We start from the raw sequence: 19,323 nt of genomic DNA on the forward strand, positions 1-19,323 counted from the left end.
TGCCCGCATCTGTTGGTGGAGTCGAAGCTTGGTCGCTGCCTTTTTCGGTGATGAGGAGCATCGAGGATGCTTGCATGAAAACATAACTAAAGGGGCCAAAAGGCCCCTATTTATTTCGACATGATCGATCTGCGACTGGCGGGATCAGGCAACCTTGCTGCCCGTCAGGGTGCGGGCCAGCAATCCCTCCGGGTTGTGGATGGCTTCTTTGGTCTTCACATCGATGATCTCGATATCCTTGAAGCGCTCCCGGTGCTTGATGGCAACGTCATGGGCCAGGATGACGCAGCGGGCGTTGGCCACGTCTTTGGGGGTAATGCGGTTGATGATGCCGTTGGCGCCTTGTGTCTCCACTTTCAACTTGATCCCGGCCTTGGCGGCCGCCTTTTGCAGGCTCTTGGCGGCGAGGAAGGTGTGGGCCACCCCTGAGGGGCAGGCGGTGATGGCGAGCACCTCTGCCTCACCTTCCGCTTCGATGACCTCATAGCCGCCATCCGGGGTGCTGACCTCTTCTTCCTCAGTCACCGGCTTTTTCAGCAGGTTGACGATAAGGGCCGTGGTCAGGGCGCCGAGCACTGTGCCCAGGATATAGCCCATCTTGCCTTCCACCACCGGCAGCACTATCCAGCCGCCCCAGGGGGCATGGTTGATGCTGTGCATCATGAAGCCGGTGATGTTGCCGACGATGCCGCCCGCGACTATGGCCGGAATGACCCGCACCGGATCGGCGGCGGCAAAGGGAATAGCCCCCTCGCTGATACCGATCATGCCCATGATGGCGGCCGCCTTGCCCGCTTCACGCTCCTCCTTCTTGTAGCGGCGGGGGGAGAGCAGGGTCGCCAGCGCCATGCCAAGGGGCGGCACGCAGATGGCGATACCGACGCCCCCCATCAGCCAGGGTTGGGTGTTGACCTGGGTCTGGGCGAACAGGGTGGCCACCTTGTTGACCGGGCCGCCCATGTCGAAGGCGGTCATGCCACCTAGGATGGCCCCCAGCATCACCTTGCCGGAGCCCGCCATGCTGGAGAGCCAGTGGTTCATCCCCTCCATCATGGCGGCGATGGGCGCACCTATCACCCACATGACGATGCCGCACACCAGGAAGGTGCCGATCAGCGGATAGATGAAGATGGATCCGAGCGAACTCATGGAGTCCGGTAGCTTGATGCGTTTGAGCTGATTGACGATGATGCCGGCGATAAAGCCCACCAGGATGGCGCCGAGAAAACCGGTGTGAAACTGCTGCACCGCGATCCAGGAGCCGATCATGCCGGGCGCCAAGCCCGGCTTGTCCGCCATGGAGTAGGCGATGTAGCCGCCGAGCACGGCGGTAAAGAGGGTCAGCCCCGCGATCCCCATGTCGGCCATGTCCTTGAGCACACCCGCCTCGGGCACGGCGCCCTTGCCGCTCATCATCACCGACAGCGACAGCAGCACACCCCCCGCGACGATGAAGGGGATCATGTGGGAGGTGCCAAACAGCAGGTGCTGCTTGAGGGTATTGAGCTGGGCCTTGATGCTGCGATCCTGGGGGTCTGGCGCGCTGGGCTGATGCGATGCTGTTACCTGCACCTTGACGTTGGGTGGGGGGCTAGTCAACAGCCCGAGCACCTCGGCCTTGCTGGTGGCCGCCTGCATCCGGGGGATAAAGCCCGGTTCCAGCAGCTTGGTGGAGAGCTCGGCCAGCACTTCGATATGGTGGTTGGCGCCCCCCGCCGGGGAGGCAATCATGAAGAACAGTCTGGAGGGCAGTCCATCTTCGGCGCCATAGTCGATCCCCTGGCGGCTGATACCGATGACGATGGCGGGTTGCAACACCGCCTCGCTCTTGGCATGAGGCAGGGCGACCCCCTGCTCAAAACCGGTGTTGTCGAGGTTCTCCCGCGCCCAGAGGTCGCGCACGAACTGATCCTGATCGGCTATCTTGCCGCAGGCTTTGAGCCGGGCGGCCAGCTCGACAAAGAGCCCCTGTTTGTCGTTGGCCGCGATGTCGAGGCAGATCAGTCCTTCATCTATCAAGGTGGTGAGCATAGGTGTCTCCTGGCTCCTTCATGAAGCCGCTGCGATGGGGAAGTAATTGACCCGCCTATTGTTTCGCCCTTGCCTCGGTGTGGATATCGGAGATATGTGCCCTTTACTGGATTTTTGTGCCAAGGCCTGGAGCCTGTGACCCTGCTCGCATTTTTTGTGGCCATGCATTGGATGGGAATAAAATGAAATATTAATTAAAAACAGTATGTTAATGTTTTTATTGGACAAGGGCGACAACCCTGCTGCAACTCAGAGAGGCAAAACAGAATGGAGATTTGTGCGGCATGACCATGGCCAGAAATGTGAGCGGTTTGGCAAAAACAGCGCTGGGTTGTGCATGCAGCCCCTTGACGGGCATCGATTAGCGCTGGGGATTGAGCAACCAGATCTGCACAACCGTGCAGCAAGAAGGAGGTAGAGCAAGCCGAGAGGCAAGGGATAAAAACAAGGGCCATCCATGATGGCCCTTGTGCATGTAGATGCTCATCGTTCTGCTTAGCAGCGGTTGCCGGCGCGGGCGACCCGGCCCTCGCTCAGCAGTTGGTAGTGGCCGGTGGCGGCCGGAATAAAGGCGGACTGGCCCTTGTCGAGGCGCAGCGCGTTATCGCCCTGCTTGAGGGTCACGGTGCCATCGATGGCAAACAGGATCTCGGCGCTGGCAGTGGTGAGCTGATGTTCCCCTGCCGGGTAGACGCTGAAGGTGAAATCCGGCACTGGCACATCGAAGTGCTGCACCATGTTTCCGGTCATACCCTCAAGGCGGGGGCTGAGCAGGATCTGATCATCGGGTTTGGCCACGCAGCGGGTGCAATCGAGCAGCTCGGCCACGTCGATATATTTGGGGGTCAGGCCTGCGCGCAGTACGTTGTCGGAGTTGGCCATGATCTCGAGGCCGGTGCCGCGCACATAGGCGTGAGGGGTGCAGGCATCGAGGAACATGGCCTCGCCCGGCTGAAGGGTCACGACATTGAGCAACAGTGGCGAAAACAGCCCCACATCGCCCGGATACTGAACAGACAGGCTAGTGACCAATGCAAAGGTCTCTTCATCCTGATGGTTGGCGGCAAAGGCAAGCAGCTCCGCCAGTGCCTGCTCCTTGGGGGCACCGTCCAAAATCAGCAGCTGATGGAAGAAGAGTTGCAGGCCCGCTTCGCCCTGATTGGCCGCGTGAGCGGCGGCAAGGTCCGCGACTAGCGCGGCAATGGCCGCCAGCTTGGCCCGCTCGAACAGGGCCAGGATGGCGGGGATGGCGCGAAAGCCGTTCATCGCCTGATAGGGGGTGAGGGCAAACACCAACTCCGGCTTGTGATTGGGGTCTTTGTAGTTGCGATTGCCCGCCTTGATGGGGATGCCAGCGGCTTCTTCTTTGGCAAAGCCAGCTTCGGCCTGGGATTTGCTGGGGTGTACCTGGATGGAGAGGGCCTTCTCGGCGCACAGCACCTTGAACAGGAACGGCAAGCTGCCGAAGCGGGCGAGGGTGCTTTCGCCCAGCGCGGCGGCCGGGTCGTAATCTATCAGGGCCGAGAGTGTCTGAGTGCCATTGTTGAGCTGCACCTCTGAGCAGCCGTTGGGGTGTGCGCCCATCCACAGCTCGGCCTGAGGCTTGCCGTCCGGGTTCGGGATCCCAAACAGTTTGGTCAGGGCGTCACGGCTGCCCCAGTCGTAACCCTGGATTGGGTTTTTCATCAGGAGGAAAGGGGGCAGCAAGGAGGGCAGATCGCGACAACTCATAAGGGACGCCTCTTTTAGTTCGAGTGAGGAAAAAGGTTCGTTTGAAGAAAAGGGTGGAATTGACTGTCCGGCCCGGACTATAACATGGGCGGTCGTGGCCGCCGCAACCGCCTGCTTTTCTCTTGATTGGGATCATCATGTCACTCATTTTCACGCAACTGCTCATTGATGCCATCAATGAGCAGGCCCCCTTCGAGCAAGTCTGGTTTGCCAGCGAGCAAGGGGTGCCCCCCAGCTTCAGCTATCAGGTCAACTTCCCTCGTCTCGAGCTGGTGTTCAGTGGCGAATATGTCAATCAGGTCTGGGACAAGGAGCAGGGCAGCCAGGAGATCCGGATATTGCCGGGACAGGCGCTCTATATCCCGCCCAACGGCTGGAACAAGCCGCAATGGACCACGGATTGCTCGGTGCTGAGCTTGCTGTTTGGCAAGCGTCAGCTCGGTTTCAGCCTGGTGAGCAAGCGCCGGGAAGAACCCGATTTCTTCGATGTGCAAAAACACAGCATCATGGCCAGAGCCGGTCATGTGACAGAGCATATTTTGGCGGCGCTCAACGTGCTGACCGAGGATCCTGAGCGCTCTCCCACCGATAACCATCTGTTGCTGGCGCTGCTGACCAGTGCGCAGCAACTGCTCGGTACATCGGCGACCGAGCGGCCGCGGGGAGCCGATCTGTTTCATGGGATCTGTATCTACATCCAGGAAAATTTTCATCGCCCCATCAGTCGTGACTCCATTGCCCACCGCTTCAACCTCTCGGCCAGCCATCTCTCCCATCTCTTTCGGGAGCAGGGCCATATGCGGCTGGCCGATTACATCAGCTGGGTGCGGATCGACAGGGCCAAGTTCATGCTCAAAAAATACCGATTCCGACTGGAGGAGGTGGCAAATCGCTGCGGCTACGGCGATGTGAATTACTTCTGCCGGGTGTTCAAGCAAAAAACCGGGCTGACCCCAACCCAGTATCGTGATTTGAGCCAGCCCCAAGAGTCGGCGAGTCTGGTGGAGTGACCGTTATTCATGAGGTTTAGCCGCTGGTTTGGCTGGTGGTGAGATGCATTGTGATCCAATGCGCGACTATGGCTTGCGCTTGTTGCTCACCATTTGATTATGTAAATGAATGGGCTAATATGGCCGCGCGCAACTTACAGATTGATAACAAAAGGAAGTTAGGAGATGCCGATGGAAAGCAAAGTAGTAGTCCCGACCCAGGGCCAGAAAATCACAGTGGCAGCCGATGGCAAGCTGACCGTGCCGAACAATCCCATCATTCCTTTTATCGAAGGGGATGGCATCGGTGTGGACGTGACCCCGGCCATGCTGAACGTGGTCAATGCCGCGGTCGAGAAGGCTTACAAAGGCGAGCGCAAAATCGCCTGGATGGAAATCTACACCGGTGAGAAGTCGACTCACATCTATGGCGAAGGCGCCTGGCTGCCGGCCGAAACCCTGGATTTCATTCGTGAATACTGCGTGGCCATCAAGGGCCCGCTGACCACGCCGGTCGGTGGCGGCATTCGCTCCCTCAACGTGGCCCTGCGTCAGGAGCTGGATCTCTATGTCTGCCTGCGCCCGGTGCGTTACTACCAAGGCACTCCTAGCCCGGTCAAGCGCCCTGATCTGACCGACATGGTGATCTTCCGCGAAAACGCCGAAGACATCTACGCCGGCATCGAGTGGAAAGCGGATAGCGAGGAGGCCAAAAAGGTCATCGCCTTCCTGCAAAACGAGATGGGCGTGAAGAAAATTCGCTTCCCCGAGTCTTGCGGCATCGGCATCAAGCCCATGTCCAAAGCCGGTACCGAGCGCCTGGTGCGTGCCGCCATCGAGTATGCCATCGACAACGATCGCGACTCCGTGACCCTGGTCCACAAGGGCAACATCATGAAGTTCACCGAAGGTGCCTTCAAGGATTGGGGCTATGCCCTGGCCCAGAAAGAGTACGATGCCCAGCTCATCGACGGCGGCCCCTGGTGCTCCTTCAAGAACCCGAAAACCGGCAAGACCATCATCGTCAAGGACGTCATCGCCGATGCTTTCCTGCAACAGATCCTGCTGCGCCCGGCCGAATATGACGTCATCGCCTGTATGAACCTCAACGGCGATTACATCTCCGATGCCCTGGCCGCTCAGGTCGGTGGTATCGGTATCGCCCCTGGTGCCAACATCGGCGACGGCGTCGCCCTGTTCGAGGCAACCCATGGCACTGCGCCGAAATACGCAGGCCAGGACAAGGTCAACCCGGGCTCCCTCATCCTCTCCGCCGAGATGATGCTGCGTCACCTGGGCTGGGTCGAAGCGGCAGATCTGGTCGTGAAGGGGATGGAGCGCGCCATCGCCAACAAGACGGTCACCTATGACTTCGAGCGACTGATGGAAGGCGCGACCCTGCGCTCTTGCTCCGAGTTCGCTCAGGACATGATCGACCAGATGTAATCTATTGATTGTTTTGATATTAAAAGGCCGCCATCACATGATGGCGGCCTTTTTCATTGAGGCAATACCGCCAGTTGATGAGCGATGGATCAGATGTTGGCAATGAAGCGGCTAGTTCAAAGGCAAGATTCCAACGAAGCCTGATTAATTGCCTATTAATCCACCAAACGGGCCCTGATAATTTCCTTTTCTGTACTCTTGGGAGAGGGAGGATGCTAGAATCCGAAGCTGATTTTAAGCGCCATCAGTGCATATCTTTGGCATTCTTTGCCCATGGCTAATCAATAGCATGTCAGCTCATCGCTGAGCCCCGATGCACTGTCTTGCAGTTATAAGTGTCACCTGAGGTCAACATCATGATCCGTGCGCACACACAATCTGGTCAAAAGCAGCAAACTGGGGGCTGTAACCCAGGGGCGGTAGCTATGGTGTTTGACATAACATCATGGTCAGTCAGCGGCTATTTTATTTTGAACTCCGTTATTGAGAATGAATGTCTTTTACCTTACCGCCAAGCTCGCAATCCCATGAGCATATCCATATAAATGAAGATACTCGTAACGGGTGGATGCGGTTTTATCGGCTCGGCGCTTATCCGTCATATTATCCGGCAGACCCAGGATGAGGTGGTCAATGTCGATGCGCTGACCTATGCCGCCAATCCAGCAGCCTTGGCTGAATGTAGCGATTCCCCCCGTTACCACTTTGAGCATGCCAATATCCGTGATAGTGGCGCCATGGCCCGCACCTTTGCAGCCCATCAACCCGATGCCGTGATGCACCTGGCCGCCGAGAGCCACGTTGATCGCTCCATTTCGGGCCCGGCCGATTTTATCGAGACCAATATCGTCGGTACCTACATGCTGCTGGAAGCGGCCCGTGCTTACTGGAATGGGCTGGATGAGGTGCGCAAGGCAGCATTTCGCTTTCACCATATATCCACCGATGAGGTATATGGCGATCTGCCCCACCCGGATGAATTGGCTCCCGGCGCGCATCTGCCGCTCTTTACCGAAAGCACCTCGTATGCGCCGAGCAGTCCCTATTCTGCTGCCAAGGCATCGAGCGACCACCTAGTGCGTGCCTGGCACCGCACATACGGGCTACCCGTGCTGGTGACCAACTGTTCGAACAATTACGGGCCCTGGCAACATGCGGAAAAGCTGATTCCTCAAACGATCGCCCACGCCTTGACTGGCAAGCCGATCCCTCTTTATGGCAAGGGAGACCAGATCCGCGACTGGCTTTATGTGGACGATCATGCCAGAGCACTGCTGCTGGTATTGACCAAAGGGCGGGCGGGAGAGACCTACAACATCGGTGGTCACAATGAAAAGCGCAATCTGGAGGTGGTGCAGACCATCTGCGATCTGCTCGACGAACTGGTCCCCTTATCCCCATGCCTTCTTGAGGGAGAAAAGTCCGGGAAAAAGGTGAAAAGCTATCGGGATAAAATCACCCATGTGGCTGACAGGCCCGGTCATGACCGTCGTTACGCCATTGATACCAGCAAAATTAGTAGTGAACTGAATTGGGATTGCCAAAGAAGCCGAGGCGTTGGGTGCTTGGCTGGTACACTACTCCACCGATTACGTGTTCGATGGCAGTGGCGAGCGCCCCTGGACTGAAAGCGACCAGACCGCCCCGCTCAATGTCTATGGTGAGACCAAGCTGGCAGGGGAGCATGCTGCTGCGCTTTGCTCTCGCCATCTTATCTTCCGCACCAGCTGGGTATATGCCGCACGCGGTACCAACTTTGCCAAGACTATGCTGCGTGTTGGCAAGGAGCGCACGGAAATGTCGGTTATAAATGACCAGTTTGGCGCCCCAACTGGTGCAGAGTTGCTGGCCGATTGTACCGCTCATGCAATTCGCGTAGCGCAGAACAAGCCAGAGGTCGCCGGGCTTTACCATTTGATCGCCTCCGGTACTACCACTTGGTTTGACTATGTCCAGCGGGTGTTTGCCAAGGCCAGAGAAGCGGGGGTTGACCTGGCGGTCACGCAACTCAATGCCGTGCCGACCAGCGCTTTCCCAACTCCGGCTAAACGTCCCCATAACTCTCGGTTGGATACCAGTAAATTCCAGCAGACCTTCGATATGGTACTGCCGGACTGGACCGTCGGCGTGGATCGGATGTTGACCGAGATCTTGGACAAGTAAATCACTGACAAAAGATGTATTGAATACAGCCTTTGTCGGCAGGGATAAAACATAAAAGGAGTAGCATTTTGCCACCCTTTCCCTTGCAGTTTAACAACAAGAAATAAGCATCATGACCAAACGTAAAGGCATTATTCTGGCCGGTGGTTCAGGCACTCGCCTCTATCCGGTGACCATGGCAGTGAGCAAACAGTTGCTGCCTATCTATGACAAGCCGATGATCTACTACCCGCTAAGCACCCTGATGCTGGCCGGTATTCGCGATATTTTGATCATCAGCACTCCGCAAGATACTCCCCGTTTTGAACAATTGCTGGGTGATGGCAGCCAGTGGGGCCTGAACTTGCAATACAAGGTGCAGCCAAGTCCGGATGGGTTGGCACAAGCCTTTATTCTGGGCGAAGAATTCATCGGCTCAGACCCCTGTGCGCTGGTATTGGGCGACAACATCTTCTATGGCCACGATCTGCAGAAACAGCTGGAGGCTGCCGCAGGCAAAGAGAGTGGCGCAACAGTATTTGCTTACCATGTGCACGACCCTGAGCGCTACGGGGTAGTGGAGTTTGACAGTCAAGGAACGGCTATCTCATTGGAAGAGAAGCCACTTGCACCCAAGAGCAACTATGCGGTGACGGGCCTCTATTTTTACGACAACAACGTGGTCGAAATTGCTAAAAGCTTGAAACCATCTCCCCGTGGTGAGCTGGAAATCACCGATGTAAATCGCATCTACCTTGAGAACGCTAATTTGTCGGTTGCCATGATGGGGAGGGGTTATGCCTGGCTCGATACTGGGACCCATGAAAGCATGATTGAAGCGAGCAACTTTATTCAGACCATCGAGACCCGTCAGGGGTTGAAGGTTGCCTGCCCGGAAGAGATCGCCTATCGCCAGAGATTTATTACTGCCGACCAAGTACGTGAGTTGGCTGTGCCATTGGCAAAAAATGCCTATGGACAATATCTGTTAAAGATGGTCTCGAAAGCCTGATGTGATATTGGGGAGGGGGACTATCCTCTCAATCAAGATTGAATTTAATGTGGATATAATAATGAATGTAGTCAAGACAGCAATCCCCGACGTACTTATCTTTGAGCCAAAAGTATTTGGTGACGAGCGTGGTTTTTTCTTTGAGAGTTTCAACCACAAGCTGTTTGAAGAGGCAGTAGGATACCCTGTGACCTTCGTCCAAGATAATCACTCAAAGTCATCGCAAGGAGTATTGCGTGGATTGCACTTTCAGTTGCCTCCCCATGCTCAGGGCAAGCTGGTGCGGTGTGTTGCTGGTGAAGTGTTCGATGTAGCGGTAGATATCCGCAAACATTCACCAACCTTCGGACTGTGGGTTGGAGTGCATCTATCAGGTGATAATAAGCGGCAATTGTGGATCCCGGAAGGATTTGCCCATGGTTTTTTGACACTCAGTGAGACCGCTGAGTTTCTTTATAAAACAACAGATTATTACTCGCCAGTACACGAACGCTCTATCATTTGGAATGACCTGGATATAGCTATTGAATGGCCAATAGTAGATCTGCCAAGTCTTTCTAAAAAAGATAAACTTAGTCTGCCATTAAACGGCGTAGAAGTTTTCTAACTAGTGTAACGTACATTAAAAAGTCAATATCTCTAACATATACTGAGCATACAGTTGTTAATTTGATATTTATTAAATGCGCTGCCAGTTTAGTGAATGTGTAAATATATGTGAGTGACCATACATCATTCCTTATGAATAATATTTTCCCCGCAGCTTGCGGTCAGTATGTGCATAACTACATGAATGTTTTATGGTTGTATAGTTTTTGCGTTGATATATTTATTCCTGCATTGAATTTTAGGAGCTAAAATGAATATTTATATAATTATACCTGCGCGGTCTGGTTCTAAAGGTCTTCCTGATAAAAATATTCGAGAGCTAGCAGGGAAACCTTTATTGGCTTACAGTATTGAATTTGCAAAAAAAATCACAGGCGTTACAAAAATAATTTGCTCAACAGATTCTGAACAATATGCGGAAATTGCTCGTATGTATGGCGCTGAGGTGCCTTTCCTCCGCTCAAGAGAAGCTGCAGCAGATACAGCAATGGAAGAGCATATTCTTGATGATTTAAGAGTAAAGTTTTCAGAACATAATATTGCAGAGCCTGATATTTTGGTTTGGCTTCGTCCAACATTTGTTTTTCGCTCGGTTGCGGATGTTGAACAATGCATTGAGATATTGAGATCCAATACTCAGGCTACTGCAGCAAGAACCGTAGTGCGAGCAGAGAATCGACTTTATCATCTTAATGATAGTAGAGTTCTTACTCCATCTTTTGATGATTTAGGTAAATCCATGATGCGCCGACAGGATATGCGTCCGGAATATAAAGTGTTTAGCACTGATGTTTTCCGTTTCAAAGGTAATAACTTCGGGTCTGATTTTTTAGGCCGCTCTGTCTACGCAGTAGAAACAAGCAATATCTGCGGGCTGGATATTGATGATCGTTTCGATTTTGAAGTTGTCAAAAATATTATTGAAAATACACCGGAGTTAGTGAATGAGTATCTCTAAAGAACTTGTGGCATTGCTAACATCTCAGCTGAATAAAATCATCTCCCTTCGTTCATTTTTTTCACAAAAGCCAGATGGAAGTTACGTTAGCAAAGGAGATTTGCTAGTACAGCATTTAGTCTTAGACTATTTAACAAAAGTATTACCAGAGCACCAGTTAATCTCTGAAGAAATGGCTCCATTCAACGATGTAATCTGGAACGATCAGGGCAATTATGTTGTGCTGGATCCTATTGATGGTACTGAAAATTTTGTTTCAGGACTTAAAGAGTGGGGAATCGGCATCAGTATTTATACGAATGGTGTACATCAAGAGTCTTGTATATTTTTGCCCGAACTAAATGATTTCCACATTACTGGTATGCCGATGACTCATTATCATTCACGTATTCGCGGCCTTTCCTCTTCACTGACCAAGCAGGACCTTCTGCAGTTGGAAGAGGGCTTTGAATACCGAATAATTGGTTGCTCAATGTATAATATGCTAGCAGCAGTCCGTGGTGCATATGCCAGTTTTGAAAATGTCAAAGGCGTGAACTGCTGGGATATTTTACCCGGTTTGAATTTTGCATTGGAACATGGTTGCGAAGCACTCGTTGATGGCAAACCTTATCAAGGTCAAATTCTGTTTCCTACCCAAAAATATAAAATAAACATAAAGAAATAGTATCAAAAGGAAATCGCATGAACCAAAGTTTAGAACAATCAATTGCTAGCAAAAAAGGTCTTGATATCGTTATTATCGGTAAAGGGCCGAGCATTGACAAAATCGATCTTTCTTTACTAAAAAACTGCATGGTTATTAACACCAATGATTCTGAGCTAATCTACCCAGGGGATATTGCCGTATTTCACCATGGTTGGGTTCTGGATATCTTTGATGAGAAAAAACCTCAGTGCAAATTGTATGTTTCTGATCGTGTTCTCCCAAAAGACGTTGTTCATTTAGCCGCCGAATATGTACCCTATACTCCAGAAACAGCAGATTTTCTAATTCATCGTTTCTTCGAAGATACTATCTATATTGAAAGTTCCATAGTCATCTCGGCACTAAAGATTGCAAATCAAATTGCTAAGCAAGAAAAAGTCACTAAAAATGTTTACTTGCTTGGGTTTGATTTCACTACTAAAGACGGTTTTACCAACAAAATACCAACGGCTGCAATGCATGCAGAGCCTGAATATCAAGAGCGCATCATTAGCAATCAGGAGCAACTTCTGAAGATGCTGTTGGCTGAGAAATCACGTTTGAACATTAATGTCAGCCACGTTGGTAACAAACCTTACAGCATCTATTCTGTAGAAGCTTTTAACCAAGTCTTTAGTGCTCGTCATCATGGTGTAATACTGCCGAAAAGCAGATCTACACAAGATATGACGCAGAAGTATGATGTAAAAATCATTGCCGAGATCACCACCAACCATTTTGGTGATATGGACCGCTTAAAGTCAATGATTGTTGCGGCCAAACAGGCTGGAGCTGATTATATTAAGTTACAGAAACGTGATGTTGAAAGTTTCTACAGCAAAGAAAAGCTAGATTCTCCATATAATTCACCTTTTGGTACCACCTTCCGCGAATACCGTCATGGTATTGAGCTGAATAAAGAGCAATTTGCTTTTGTTGATATGTTCTGTAAAAAGATCGGCATTGGCTGGTTTGCATCGATTTTGGACATGCCTTCATATGTTTTTATCAAGCAGTTTGATCCAGATATGATTAAGTTGCCATCGACAATCTCTGAGCATAAAGATTACTTGGCTGCTGTTGCAGCTGATTTTACCAAAGATGTTGTTATTTCGACTGGATATACTGATGAAGCGTATGAAGGATTCATTCTTAACAGCTTCACTAAGGCCCGGAATATCTACCTACTTCAATGTACATCTGCTTACCCTACACCGACGGAAGACACGCAGATTGGCGTGATTAGACACTATTACAATCTATCGAAAAAAGAACCACGCATTATCCCGGGCTTTTCCAGCCATGATATTGGTAGTCTGTGTTCTATGATGGCGGTCGCAGCTGGTGCCAAAATGATTGAAAAGCACGTCAAATTTGGCGATGTAGCTTGGTCTCACTTTGATGAAGTGGCGATTGACTTGGTTAATGGTGATTTCACTCGTATTATAACAGATATCCGCAAGGCTGAGCGTATTGTGGGTAGTGAAGTGAAAGAGATTCAAGCGACTGAACACCATAAATATTGGGTTGTCTCAAAATAACATTTTTGCTCTGATGTTATGATTTCTGGTGATGCCTCAAATGGGGCTAGTTAGTGCATCTTTGATATAAGTGCCGATGACTTTCTCGTGGAACGTAACAGAGCGAGAAGCTGATGGTTTTACAAGTCAGCCACTAGCTGCCGCTTGAGGCGTATTCTGATTGTTAAGTTATTATTCTTGATACGCTGTGTGAAGATTTTCCCGGTTAGATGTATTTCGAGGAGGTAGCTATTCCAGTCATCGTTGGTAATAAAACCAAGTTGGAAAGAGGCCAACGGGCCCAGAAATTGATGAGATCTTTCATCGTTAAGCGGATCGACAGTGTGGACAACCACTCGTTTCCTCTTAGTATTAATGGCGTGCCACAGCCAATATCGATAATTATTGTTGCTGACATGAGTTTATAGCTCATTGCGTTTATAGATAGGCACGACACTGGACCTTAGAGCGACTATATACACAGTTAATGATTACGGGACGTGAATATAGTCACCATAAAGTGCTATGTATCGAAATAGCTTATTACACAATCGTAGCCTCTTGAAGGCATCGCCAACGCGCTATCCGCAAAGGTGAGTCTGTGATTTATACTGAGTCTCACTTTTGATCAAAAATGGATTATGTCCTCACATCAGAGGTTTGTTCGCACTATCCCTCGCTTATAGGATATATTTCGATGTGCGATATATTTTTCAATCGGTTTATAAAATGAGAGCTGAAAACAATGTTTTCATATCGCCAGTAGAATCAACACGGATAAACGGGCGATACATTAATACGATATCATTTATTTTATTCTCACTCCTTTTACTCTGTTTAACTAGACAAGTACCATTCTCTATACTGTCAGGTCTTATTGCTCCATTGTTAATTCTGACCTGTGTTGTGATATCAGCCAAAGGAGTCTATAAGCAATCAATTAAACCATTCAGTATTTTTTTTGTTTTTTTGATTTTTCTTTCTAGTTATTCAGTTTTTCAAGGGAATGAAGTATCTTTAAATATACGTTTTTTTATAATATTATTACTTATAAATATAATACCAATCCTTAGATTTGAGGAGGGTGTATATCTAAAAGCTTTCAACGTGATATTTACTATTCAAGCTATTATAGTAATAGTATTGGGTGTTTCATTACCATTCATATTTGATCTCAATACTTATCTTCCTTTTAGGCATTTCATTACTAGCAATGGATGGGGAGATATATATACTTATAATGGTTATTTGTATAAAGTTCAGATCGTTGGCAATGCACTCATCCCATTTGCATTATTCTTGAATTTCTTTCTTTATAAGAAAGGAGACGGTGGTGCTCTGAATGTATGCATATATATATTGGCTATATTTTTTTGCGGAAACCTCGCTTTTTATTTGTTCACGGTTGTGTTTTTTATCGGTTTCTATATATTGGACAGTAATTTAAAGATAAAGATTTCTATTAGTACGCTTATTTATATGGTTGTGGTTTTTTTATGTATGTGCATATTTATGTTTTATGTGTACAACATGATAATTCTGAAATCGACAGGGGATGTGAGTTCTATTGGTACTCGCTTTGATCAAGCTCGAGTACTTATTAATGATATGTCTGGTAATATTTTTAGTGTCTTGTTTGGCAATGGGCTAGGGCATACGATAAATATTAAAACAATGGCTAGGGATTATGCTGATAATGTATATTTTGAGTTACAATTTTTATATATTTTAAACCAGATTGGTTTTGTTGGTATGGTTATTCTAGTCATTTTTCATTTAAAGTTGGTGTTTAACTTCTTAAAAAGTAAGAAAATTACTCTTATATATATATGTTATGTGGGCTATGCACTGATAAACCCTTATATGTTTGATAGTAATCATTGTGTGGTACTTATATTGCTGATGTCTCTTTCCTATCGTTATGTAAAAGTGGATATAGAAAGTAAACTAGATAAAAATGCTTAGGTTATTTCTGATGAGAGTCTGCATTATTTATAAATAAGATGTTCAAGGTTTGCCACATATATTATAACTATAGCTATTTATATAGGGGCTAGATATATAATGGATATTAATAGGCTAATGTCATCTTTCCATAAAATGGAGACTGAACACAATCTTTTTTCTAAGATGTATAAAAGTGAATATATTTGGGATGTTGTGAGGTTTGATGTTTTTCATGCACTACAAAGTGATTCTCCATTATTTAAGAGTTCAGGTAAGCTTAAGATCTTCATAAAAAAATTAATATCTAAATCATTGCAAACGATATGTTTAGTTAGTCTGGTTTTATCTAGAAAAAAAACACTAGTATGCAAGACATCAAGAAGTAAAATCCAATCTGGATATGTCGATCCTTTTAGTGCTCCAATAACCCGCTCATTAAAGAGTAATACATATTTTGAGATTGAACTTTATCATCTTGCAAGCGGATGTTTTAATCAGCGCTATCTTTTTACTTATGATATCAATCATTCCTTACCTATAGTATTTTTAAAGGAAATTTTAACTGCTCTGCAGTTAACCTTTCCATCGCTATACAGAGAAGATGTTCTAATCAAAGCAATAAACAATGCATATAATAAATATATTGTTGAGTATTCTTTTTATAAAAAAATGTATAAGTATAGCTCCATAGAAAAGACCTTTATTGTTCAAAATGGGATTCAGAAAGGATTGCTTCATGCTGCCATTAAGAATAATGTGCAGGTTGTAGAGTTACAACATGGATATGTTGGGTATACGCACCCGGCATATTCATACCCTCGGTCTATCTTACCTACGTATGTTTATACACCAAATGAATTTTGGGCATTTTCAGATTTCTGGCATCAGGAGGTCTATATACCAAAAACAGAGTTCAAAATACTAGGTTGTGATTTCGTTGATATTAAAAGTATTAACGGAAACGCAATCTTGTTCATAAGTAGGGATAATCATCATGATATCCTAGTCGATTTTTTGTCGCATATATCTGTGAATACAGAAAGAGAAATAATATATAAACTTCATCCTAATCAGATGGGTGATTTTTTAAGAATCAAGAAGAGTTTATCTCACTTGAGCAATGTTGATGTCATTTTAAATGAAATGTCAGTAAACATGTGTATCGAAAAATCTTCTGATGTAGTCTGTATTCAATCCACAGTGGTGTTTGAGGCATTGCAGTCCAATAGGAAGGTGATAACTATCAAGCGAGCAGACCATGTGCACTCAGCGTTACTTGAAAAAACCAATAATTATTATGCCATCGAAAGTGCGGAAGAGGCCGTATATATTATTAACAATAAAAAGATCATTGATGACCACGTGGTTTTTTTTGAACCTATTAATAATAACCTGATACTAGAGTGGCTCTAGATGAATCTTTTTAGGGCGTTATCCATCTATACTATGTCATCTTTGCTGGGAAGGGCTGTGCCTTTTTTTCTACTACCCATAATGACAAAGTATTTAACTCCAGCTGAATATGGAGTGGTTTCAATTTATATCGTCATGGTGACATTTTTATCGACGGTGATGTACTGGGGGGCGCATGTACACATAGGTATTGAGTATTTTAAAATGGTAGAGAGTGATTACAGAAGGTTGTTGGGTAGTCTATCATTAATACCTCTGCTCATATTTTTAATTACATATTTTATATTCTTTTTTGTAAATGCGATATTCAATATTGAAGCGTTTTCTCCATGCCTTTTTCTTTCTATCCCATTAGCAGCTCTTTTGGGGTATTTGTATCGTCTAATGACTGTGTACTTCAGAGTATCCAATCAACAATATAGATTTGCTTTCGTTGAAGTAATTACCTCGCTGTTACAGGTGTTTTTCAGCATAACTTTTGTTGTTTTTCTTTTATACGGTGTTCAGGGGCGAGTTGTCGCGATTTTGTTATCTTCTTTTATCATCGCCTCTTATTTGATTTTTTATATAAAATCCAATAAATTGATGGTTTTTGATTTTAACTTAAAGTTTTATCTTAATTATTTTAAGTCTGGGTTAGCTTATGTATTCAATGAGCTTGGTAATCAAATTATACGTATTGGTGATAAGTTTTTAATAATGATATTTATGGGTTCCAACTTTGTTGGGCCATATGCAGTTGCTGCACAAGTCGCTAGTATAGCATTAATTCTTAATTCGGTATTTACGCAGGCATGGCAACCCTATGTTTTCAAAATATTATCTTCAAATAGCTCCCAGGAAAAGAGAAAGCTATATACCTTAACGTTAGTTATTACCGGGGCTTTCTTTTTCATCTATATTGCGCTGGGTGCCATATCAATCATCATATATGATATCTTTATTGATATCCGTTATCATGAGTCTCTTCCTGCGGTAAAATGGTTGCTAGCCGGTTTTTTCTTTACATTTGTTTATGGCATATTTGCGGACTATATGTTCTTTTCAAAGCAGATTAAAAAAATATCACTAGTGACATTTTTTAATTTGGTGCTTTTTGTTATATTTTCCGTTCTGTTCATGGCTGAATATGGAGTATTCGGTGTGGCCTATGCCTTCTCTTTATCGTCGTTATCATCGACCATACTGTGTGCTTATTTATCTTCTAAGTGTGATTATTCACTGTTCAAGCTAAAGAGAGAAGTCGAGACCCAAAATGAAATTAAGGATAAAGTTGGCTAATTTTATAAACGTGATATTTTATACGTATCACAGAGTAAAAAGTGCGGTTTTTTACCGGCAGCTGTGCGATGCATTTGGTGCTCAAACTGTGATTATATCGCCAATAAAGCTCTCTTTTCACTCAACGAGGGTTGGTAAACGGGTTTATATTGGACATCATGCCAGAATAGAGGCAATTAGACAGCATCAGCAGCATTGCTTTACACCGAAAATAGAGATTGAAGACGATGTTTCCATAGAACAAAGAATTCATCTCACATGCGCAAAAAATATAAAAATTGGAAAAGGTACTTGTATAACATCTGATGTAATGATCACTGATATTGATCATGAATATAGAGTGATAGACCAATACATACAGCAACAAGACTTGATCGTCAATCCAACGAAGATAGGGGAGGGTTGTTTTATTGGTTCTGGTGTTAAAATAAACGCAGGAACGCTACTAGGTAAACAATGTATTGTGGGGGCCAATTCCGTTGTCAGAGGTACTTTTCCTGACTATTGTGTCATTGTAGGTGCTCCGGCTAAGATCATAAAACGTTATTGCTCTCACTCAAAGCAATGGCGAAAAACAGATAGTAATGGAGCTTTTTTAAATGAAAGGTAAATGTAGCTTACATGGTGCACATATTTTATTCATTGGCATTGGTTTTTATGATTATGATCAAGCCATCATGCATGAACTTCAAGAGCAAGGTGCCCATGTAACTTATGTTACTGAGGGATTAAATAGCCGATTATTACGTATTAAAAGCAAATTTATAAAAGACTACACAGTCTCATCTCATCACGAAGTTTTAATAGATAAATTAAATAGAGACTTTTACGATATTATTTTTGTCATAAAAGCAGCATATATCTCACCAGAGAATATGAGCCATCTCAGAGATACTCAGAAAAAGGCTCGATTTATCCTTTACCAATGGGATTCAATTAGCCGAGTCCCAAATGCAAAAATGCTCCTCAACTTTTTCGATGAGATTTACTCATTTGATCGAGAGGATTGTGTTAAATATAATTTTAAATTTCGACCGTTGTTTTTCCGTAATGAAATAAAAAGTCGCCAACAGAGTGATAAAAAATATGACTTAAGCTTTGTTGGATGGTGTCATGATGGAAGGGGGGATATTGTTTCATCTATAATGAGATCGAATCCATGGTTGAATTTTAAACCTTATTTATATGCATCATATCGAGAGAGAATGGCTTTTCTATTTAGTGACTATAGACAATATATATCCACTAAAAAAATAAAATTTGAATCTTATATTTCTCTTTCACGCAGTTCTATAAGCGTACTTGATATTCCTCATAGAATGCAGAGTGGTTTGACAATAAGGGCAATAGAAACGCTGGGTTTAGAGGTGAAATTAGTTACTACAAATAAAGACATAGTGAACTATGACTTTTATAATCCTCAGAACATATTAGTTCTTGAACGCAAGAATCATCGTTTGGTTGAAGATTTTTTTAAGAAAGAATATCTACCAATATCAACTGATATCATGGCCAGATATTCTCTATCTGGTTGGGTCCGCGACATATTTGGCTAA

Annotated in this window: 15 protein-coding genes and 2 pseudogenes; 14 read left to right on the top strand and 3 right to left on the bottom strand. The window is 46.1% G+C overall.

Going from position 1 to position 19,323, the window contains the following annotated elements:
* Positions 1-144 precede the first annotated feature (144 nt).
* Together ACSMDR_RS16535 and manA are read right to left on the bottom strand one after the other, a co-directional pair.
* Complete coding sequence (locus ACSMDR_RS16535) at positions 145-2,031, bottom strand: PTS fructose transporter subunit EIIC (RefSeq protein WP_436468938.1); 1,887 nt, start codon at positions 2,029-2,031, stop codon at positions 145-147.
* Between the two features lie 495 nt (positions 2,032-2,526).
* Positions 2,527-3,762, bottom strand: coding sequence for a mannose-6-phosphate isomerase, class I (gene manA, locus ACSMDR_RS16540; protein WP_436468939.1), 1,236 nt, complete (start codon positions 3,760-3,762; stop codon positions 2,527-2,529).
* 137 nt (positions 3,763-3,899) lie between these two features.
* On the opposite strand from manA, the gene ACSMDR_RS16545 reads away from it, so the two are divergent.
* The 9 genes and pseudogenes from ACSMDR_RS16545 (at position 3,900) to ACSMDR_RS16585 (ending at position 13,147) form a co-directional block, all read left to right on the top strand.
* On the top strand, positions 3,900-4,772 hold the full coding sequence (locus ACSMDR_RS16545) for a helix-turn-helix transcriptional regulator (protein WP_436468940.1): 873 nt from the start codon (positions 3,900-3,902) through the stop codon (positions 4,770-4,772).
* A gap of 171 nt (positions 4,773-4,943) precedes the next feature.
* Positions 4,944-6,197 carry an NADP-dependent isocitrate dehydrogenase gene (gene icd / locus ACSMDR_RS16550; protein ID WP_436468941.1) on the top strand — a complete coding sequence of 418 codons (1,254 nt, stop codon included), beginning with the start codon at positions 4,944-4,946 and terminating at the stop codon, positions 6,195-6,197.
* A 545-nt stretch (positions 6,198-6,742) separates the two neighbouring features.
* The gene (rfbB, locus tag ACSMDR_RS16555) at positions 6,743-7,825 is read left to right on the top strand and encodes a dTDP-glucose 4,6-dehydratase (RefSeq protein WP_436468942.1); all 1,083 of its coding nucleotides are present in this window, start codon (positions 6,743-6,745) and stop codon (positions 7,823-7,825) included.
* A pseudogene (gene rfbD, locus ACSMDR_RS16560) lies at positions 7,734-8,360 on the top strand (dTDP-4-dehydrorhamnose reductase); the annotation flags it as partial. The gene rfbB and the pseudogene rfbD, both read left to right, overlap by 92 nt.
* 112 nt (positions 8,361-8,472) lie before the next feature.
* Positions 8,473-9,351, top strand: a complete 879-nt coding sequence (rfbA, locus tag ACSMDR_RS16565) for a glucose-1-phosphate thymidylyltransferase RfbA (RefSeq protein WP_436468943.1) — start codon at positions 8,473-8,475, stop codon at positions 9,349-9,351.
* A 61-nt stretch (positions 9,352-9,412) separates the two neighbouring features.
* Positions 9,413-9,958, top strand: coding sequence for a dTDP-4-dehydrorhamnose 3,5-epimerase (rfbC, locus tag ACSMDR_RS16570; protein ID WP_436468944.1), 546 nt, complete (start codon positions 9,413-9,415; stop codon positions 9,956-9,958).
* Positions 9,959-10,210: 252 nt separating this feature from the next.
* On the top strand, positions 10,211-10,918 hold the full coding sequence (locus tag ACSMDR_RS16575; protein WP_436468945.1) for an acylneuraminate cytidylyltransferase family protein: 708 nt from the start codon (positions 10,211-10,213) through the stop codon (positions 10,916-10,918).
* The gene (locus tag ACSMDR_RS16580; protein ID WP_436468946.1) at positions 10,905-11,585 is read left to right on the top strand and encodes an inositol monophosphatase family protein; all 681 of its coding nucleotides are present in this window, start codon (positions 10,905-10,907) and stop codon (positions 11,583-11,585) included. The genes ACSMDR_RS16575 and ACSMDR_RS16580 overlap by 14 nt, the downstream gene beginning before the upstream one ends.
* Before the next feature lie 17 nt (positions 11,586-11,602).
* Positions 11,603-13,147, top strand: coding sequence for an N-acetylneuraminate synthase family protein (locus ACSMDR_RS16585; RefSeq protein WP_436468947.1), 1,545 nt, complete (start codon positions 11,603-11,605; stop codon positions 13,145-13,147).
* A gap of 36 nt (positions 13,148-13,183) precedes the next feature.
* Here the strand turns inward: ACSMDR_RS16585 and ACSMDR_RS16590 are convergent.
* A pseudogene (locus ACSMDR_RS16590) lies at positions 13,184-13,545 on the bottom strand (IS1 family transposase); the annotation flags it as partial.
* 1,111 nt (positions 13,546-14,656) lie between these two features.
* On the opposite strand from ACSMDR_RS16590, the gene ACSMDR_RS16595 reads away from it, so the two are divergent.
* The 5 genes from ACSMDR_RS16595 (at position 14,657) to ACSMDR_RS16615 (ending at position 19,323) form a co-directional block, all read left to right on the top strand.
* Entirely contained in the window at positions 14,657-15,091 is a 435-nt protein-coding gene (locus tag ACSMDR_RS16595) for a hypothetical protein (RefSeq protein ID WP_436468948.1), read from the top strand.
* Between the two features lie 99 nt (positions 15,092-15,190).
* Positions 15,191-16,486: a capsular polysaccharide export protein, LipB/KpsS family gene (locus tag ACSMDR_RS16600; protein WP_436468949.1), complete on the top strand. Its 1,296-nt coding sequence runs from the start codon at positions 15,191-15,193 to the stop codon at positions 16,484-16,486.
* On the top strand, positions 16,487-17,767 hold the full coding sequence (locus tag ACSMDR_RS16605) for a lipopolysaccharide biosynthesis protein (RefSeq protein ID WP_436468950.1): 1,281 nt from the start codon (positions 16,487-16,489) through the stop codon (positions 17,765-17,767). It abuts the gene before it with no gap.
* Complete coding sequence (locus tag ACSMDR_RS16610) at positions 17,760-18,377, top strand: acyltransferase (RefSeq protein WP_436468951.1); 618 nt, start codon at positions 17,760-17,762, stop codon at positions 18,375-18,377. The genes ACSMDR_RS16605 and ACSMDR_RS16610 overlap by 8 nt, the downstream gene beginning before the upstream one ends.
* Complete coding sequence (locus ACSMDR_RS16615) at positions 18,367-19,323, top strand: WaaS/CpsH family glycosyltransferase (protein ID WP_436468952.1); 957 nt, start codon at positions 18,367-18,369, stop codon at positions 19,321-19,323. The genes ACSMDR_RS16610 and ACSMDR_RS16615 overlap by 11 nt, the downstream gene beginning before the upstream one ends.

This window comes from Aeromonas molluscorum (assembly GCF_051376105.1).
GTDB lineage: Bacteria > Pseudomonadota > Gammaproteobacteria > Enterobacterales > Aeromonadaceae > Aeromonas > Aeromonas molluscorum.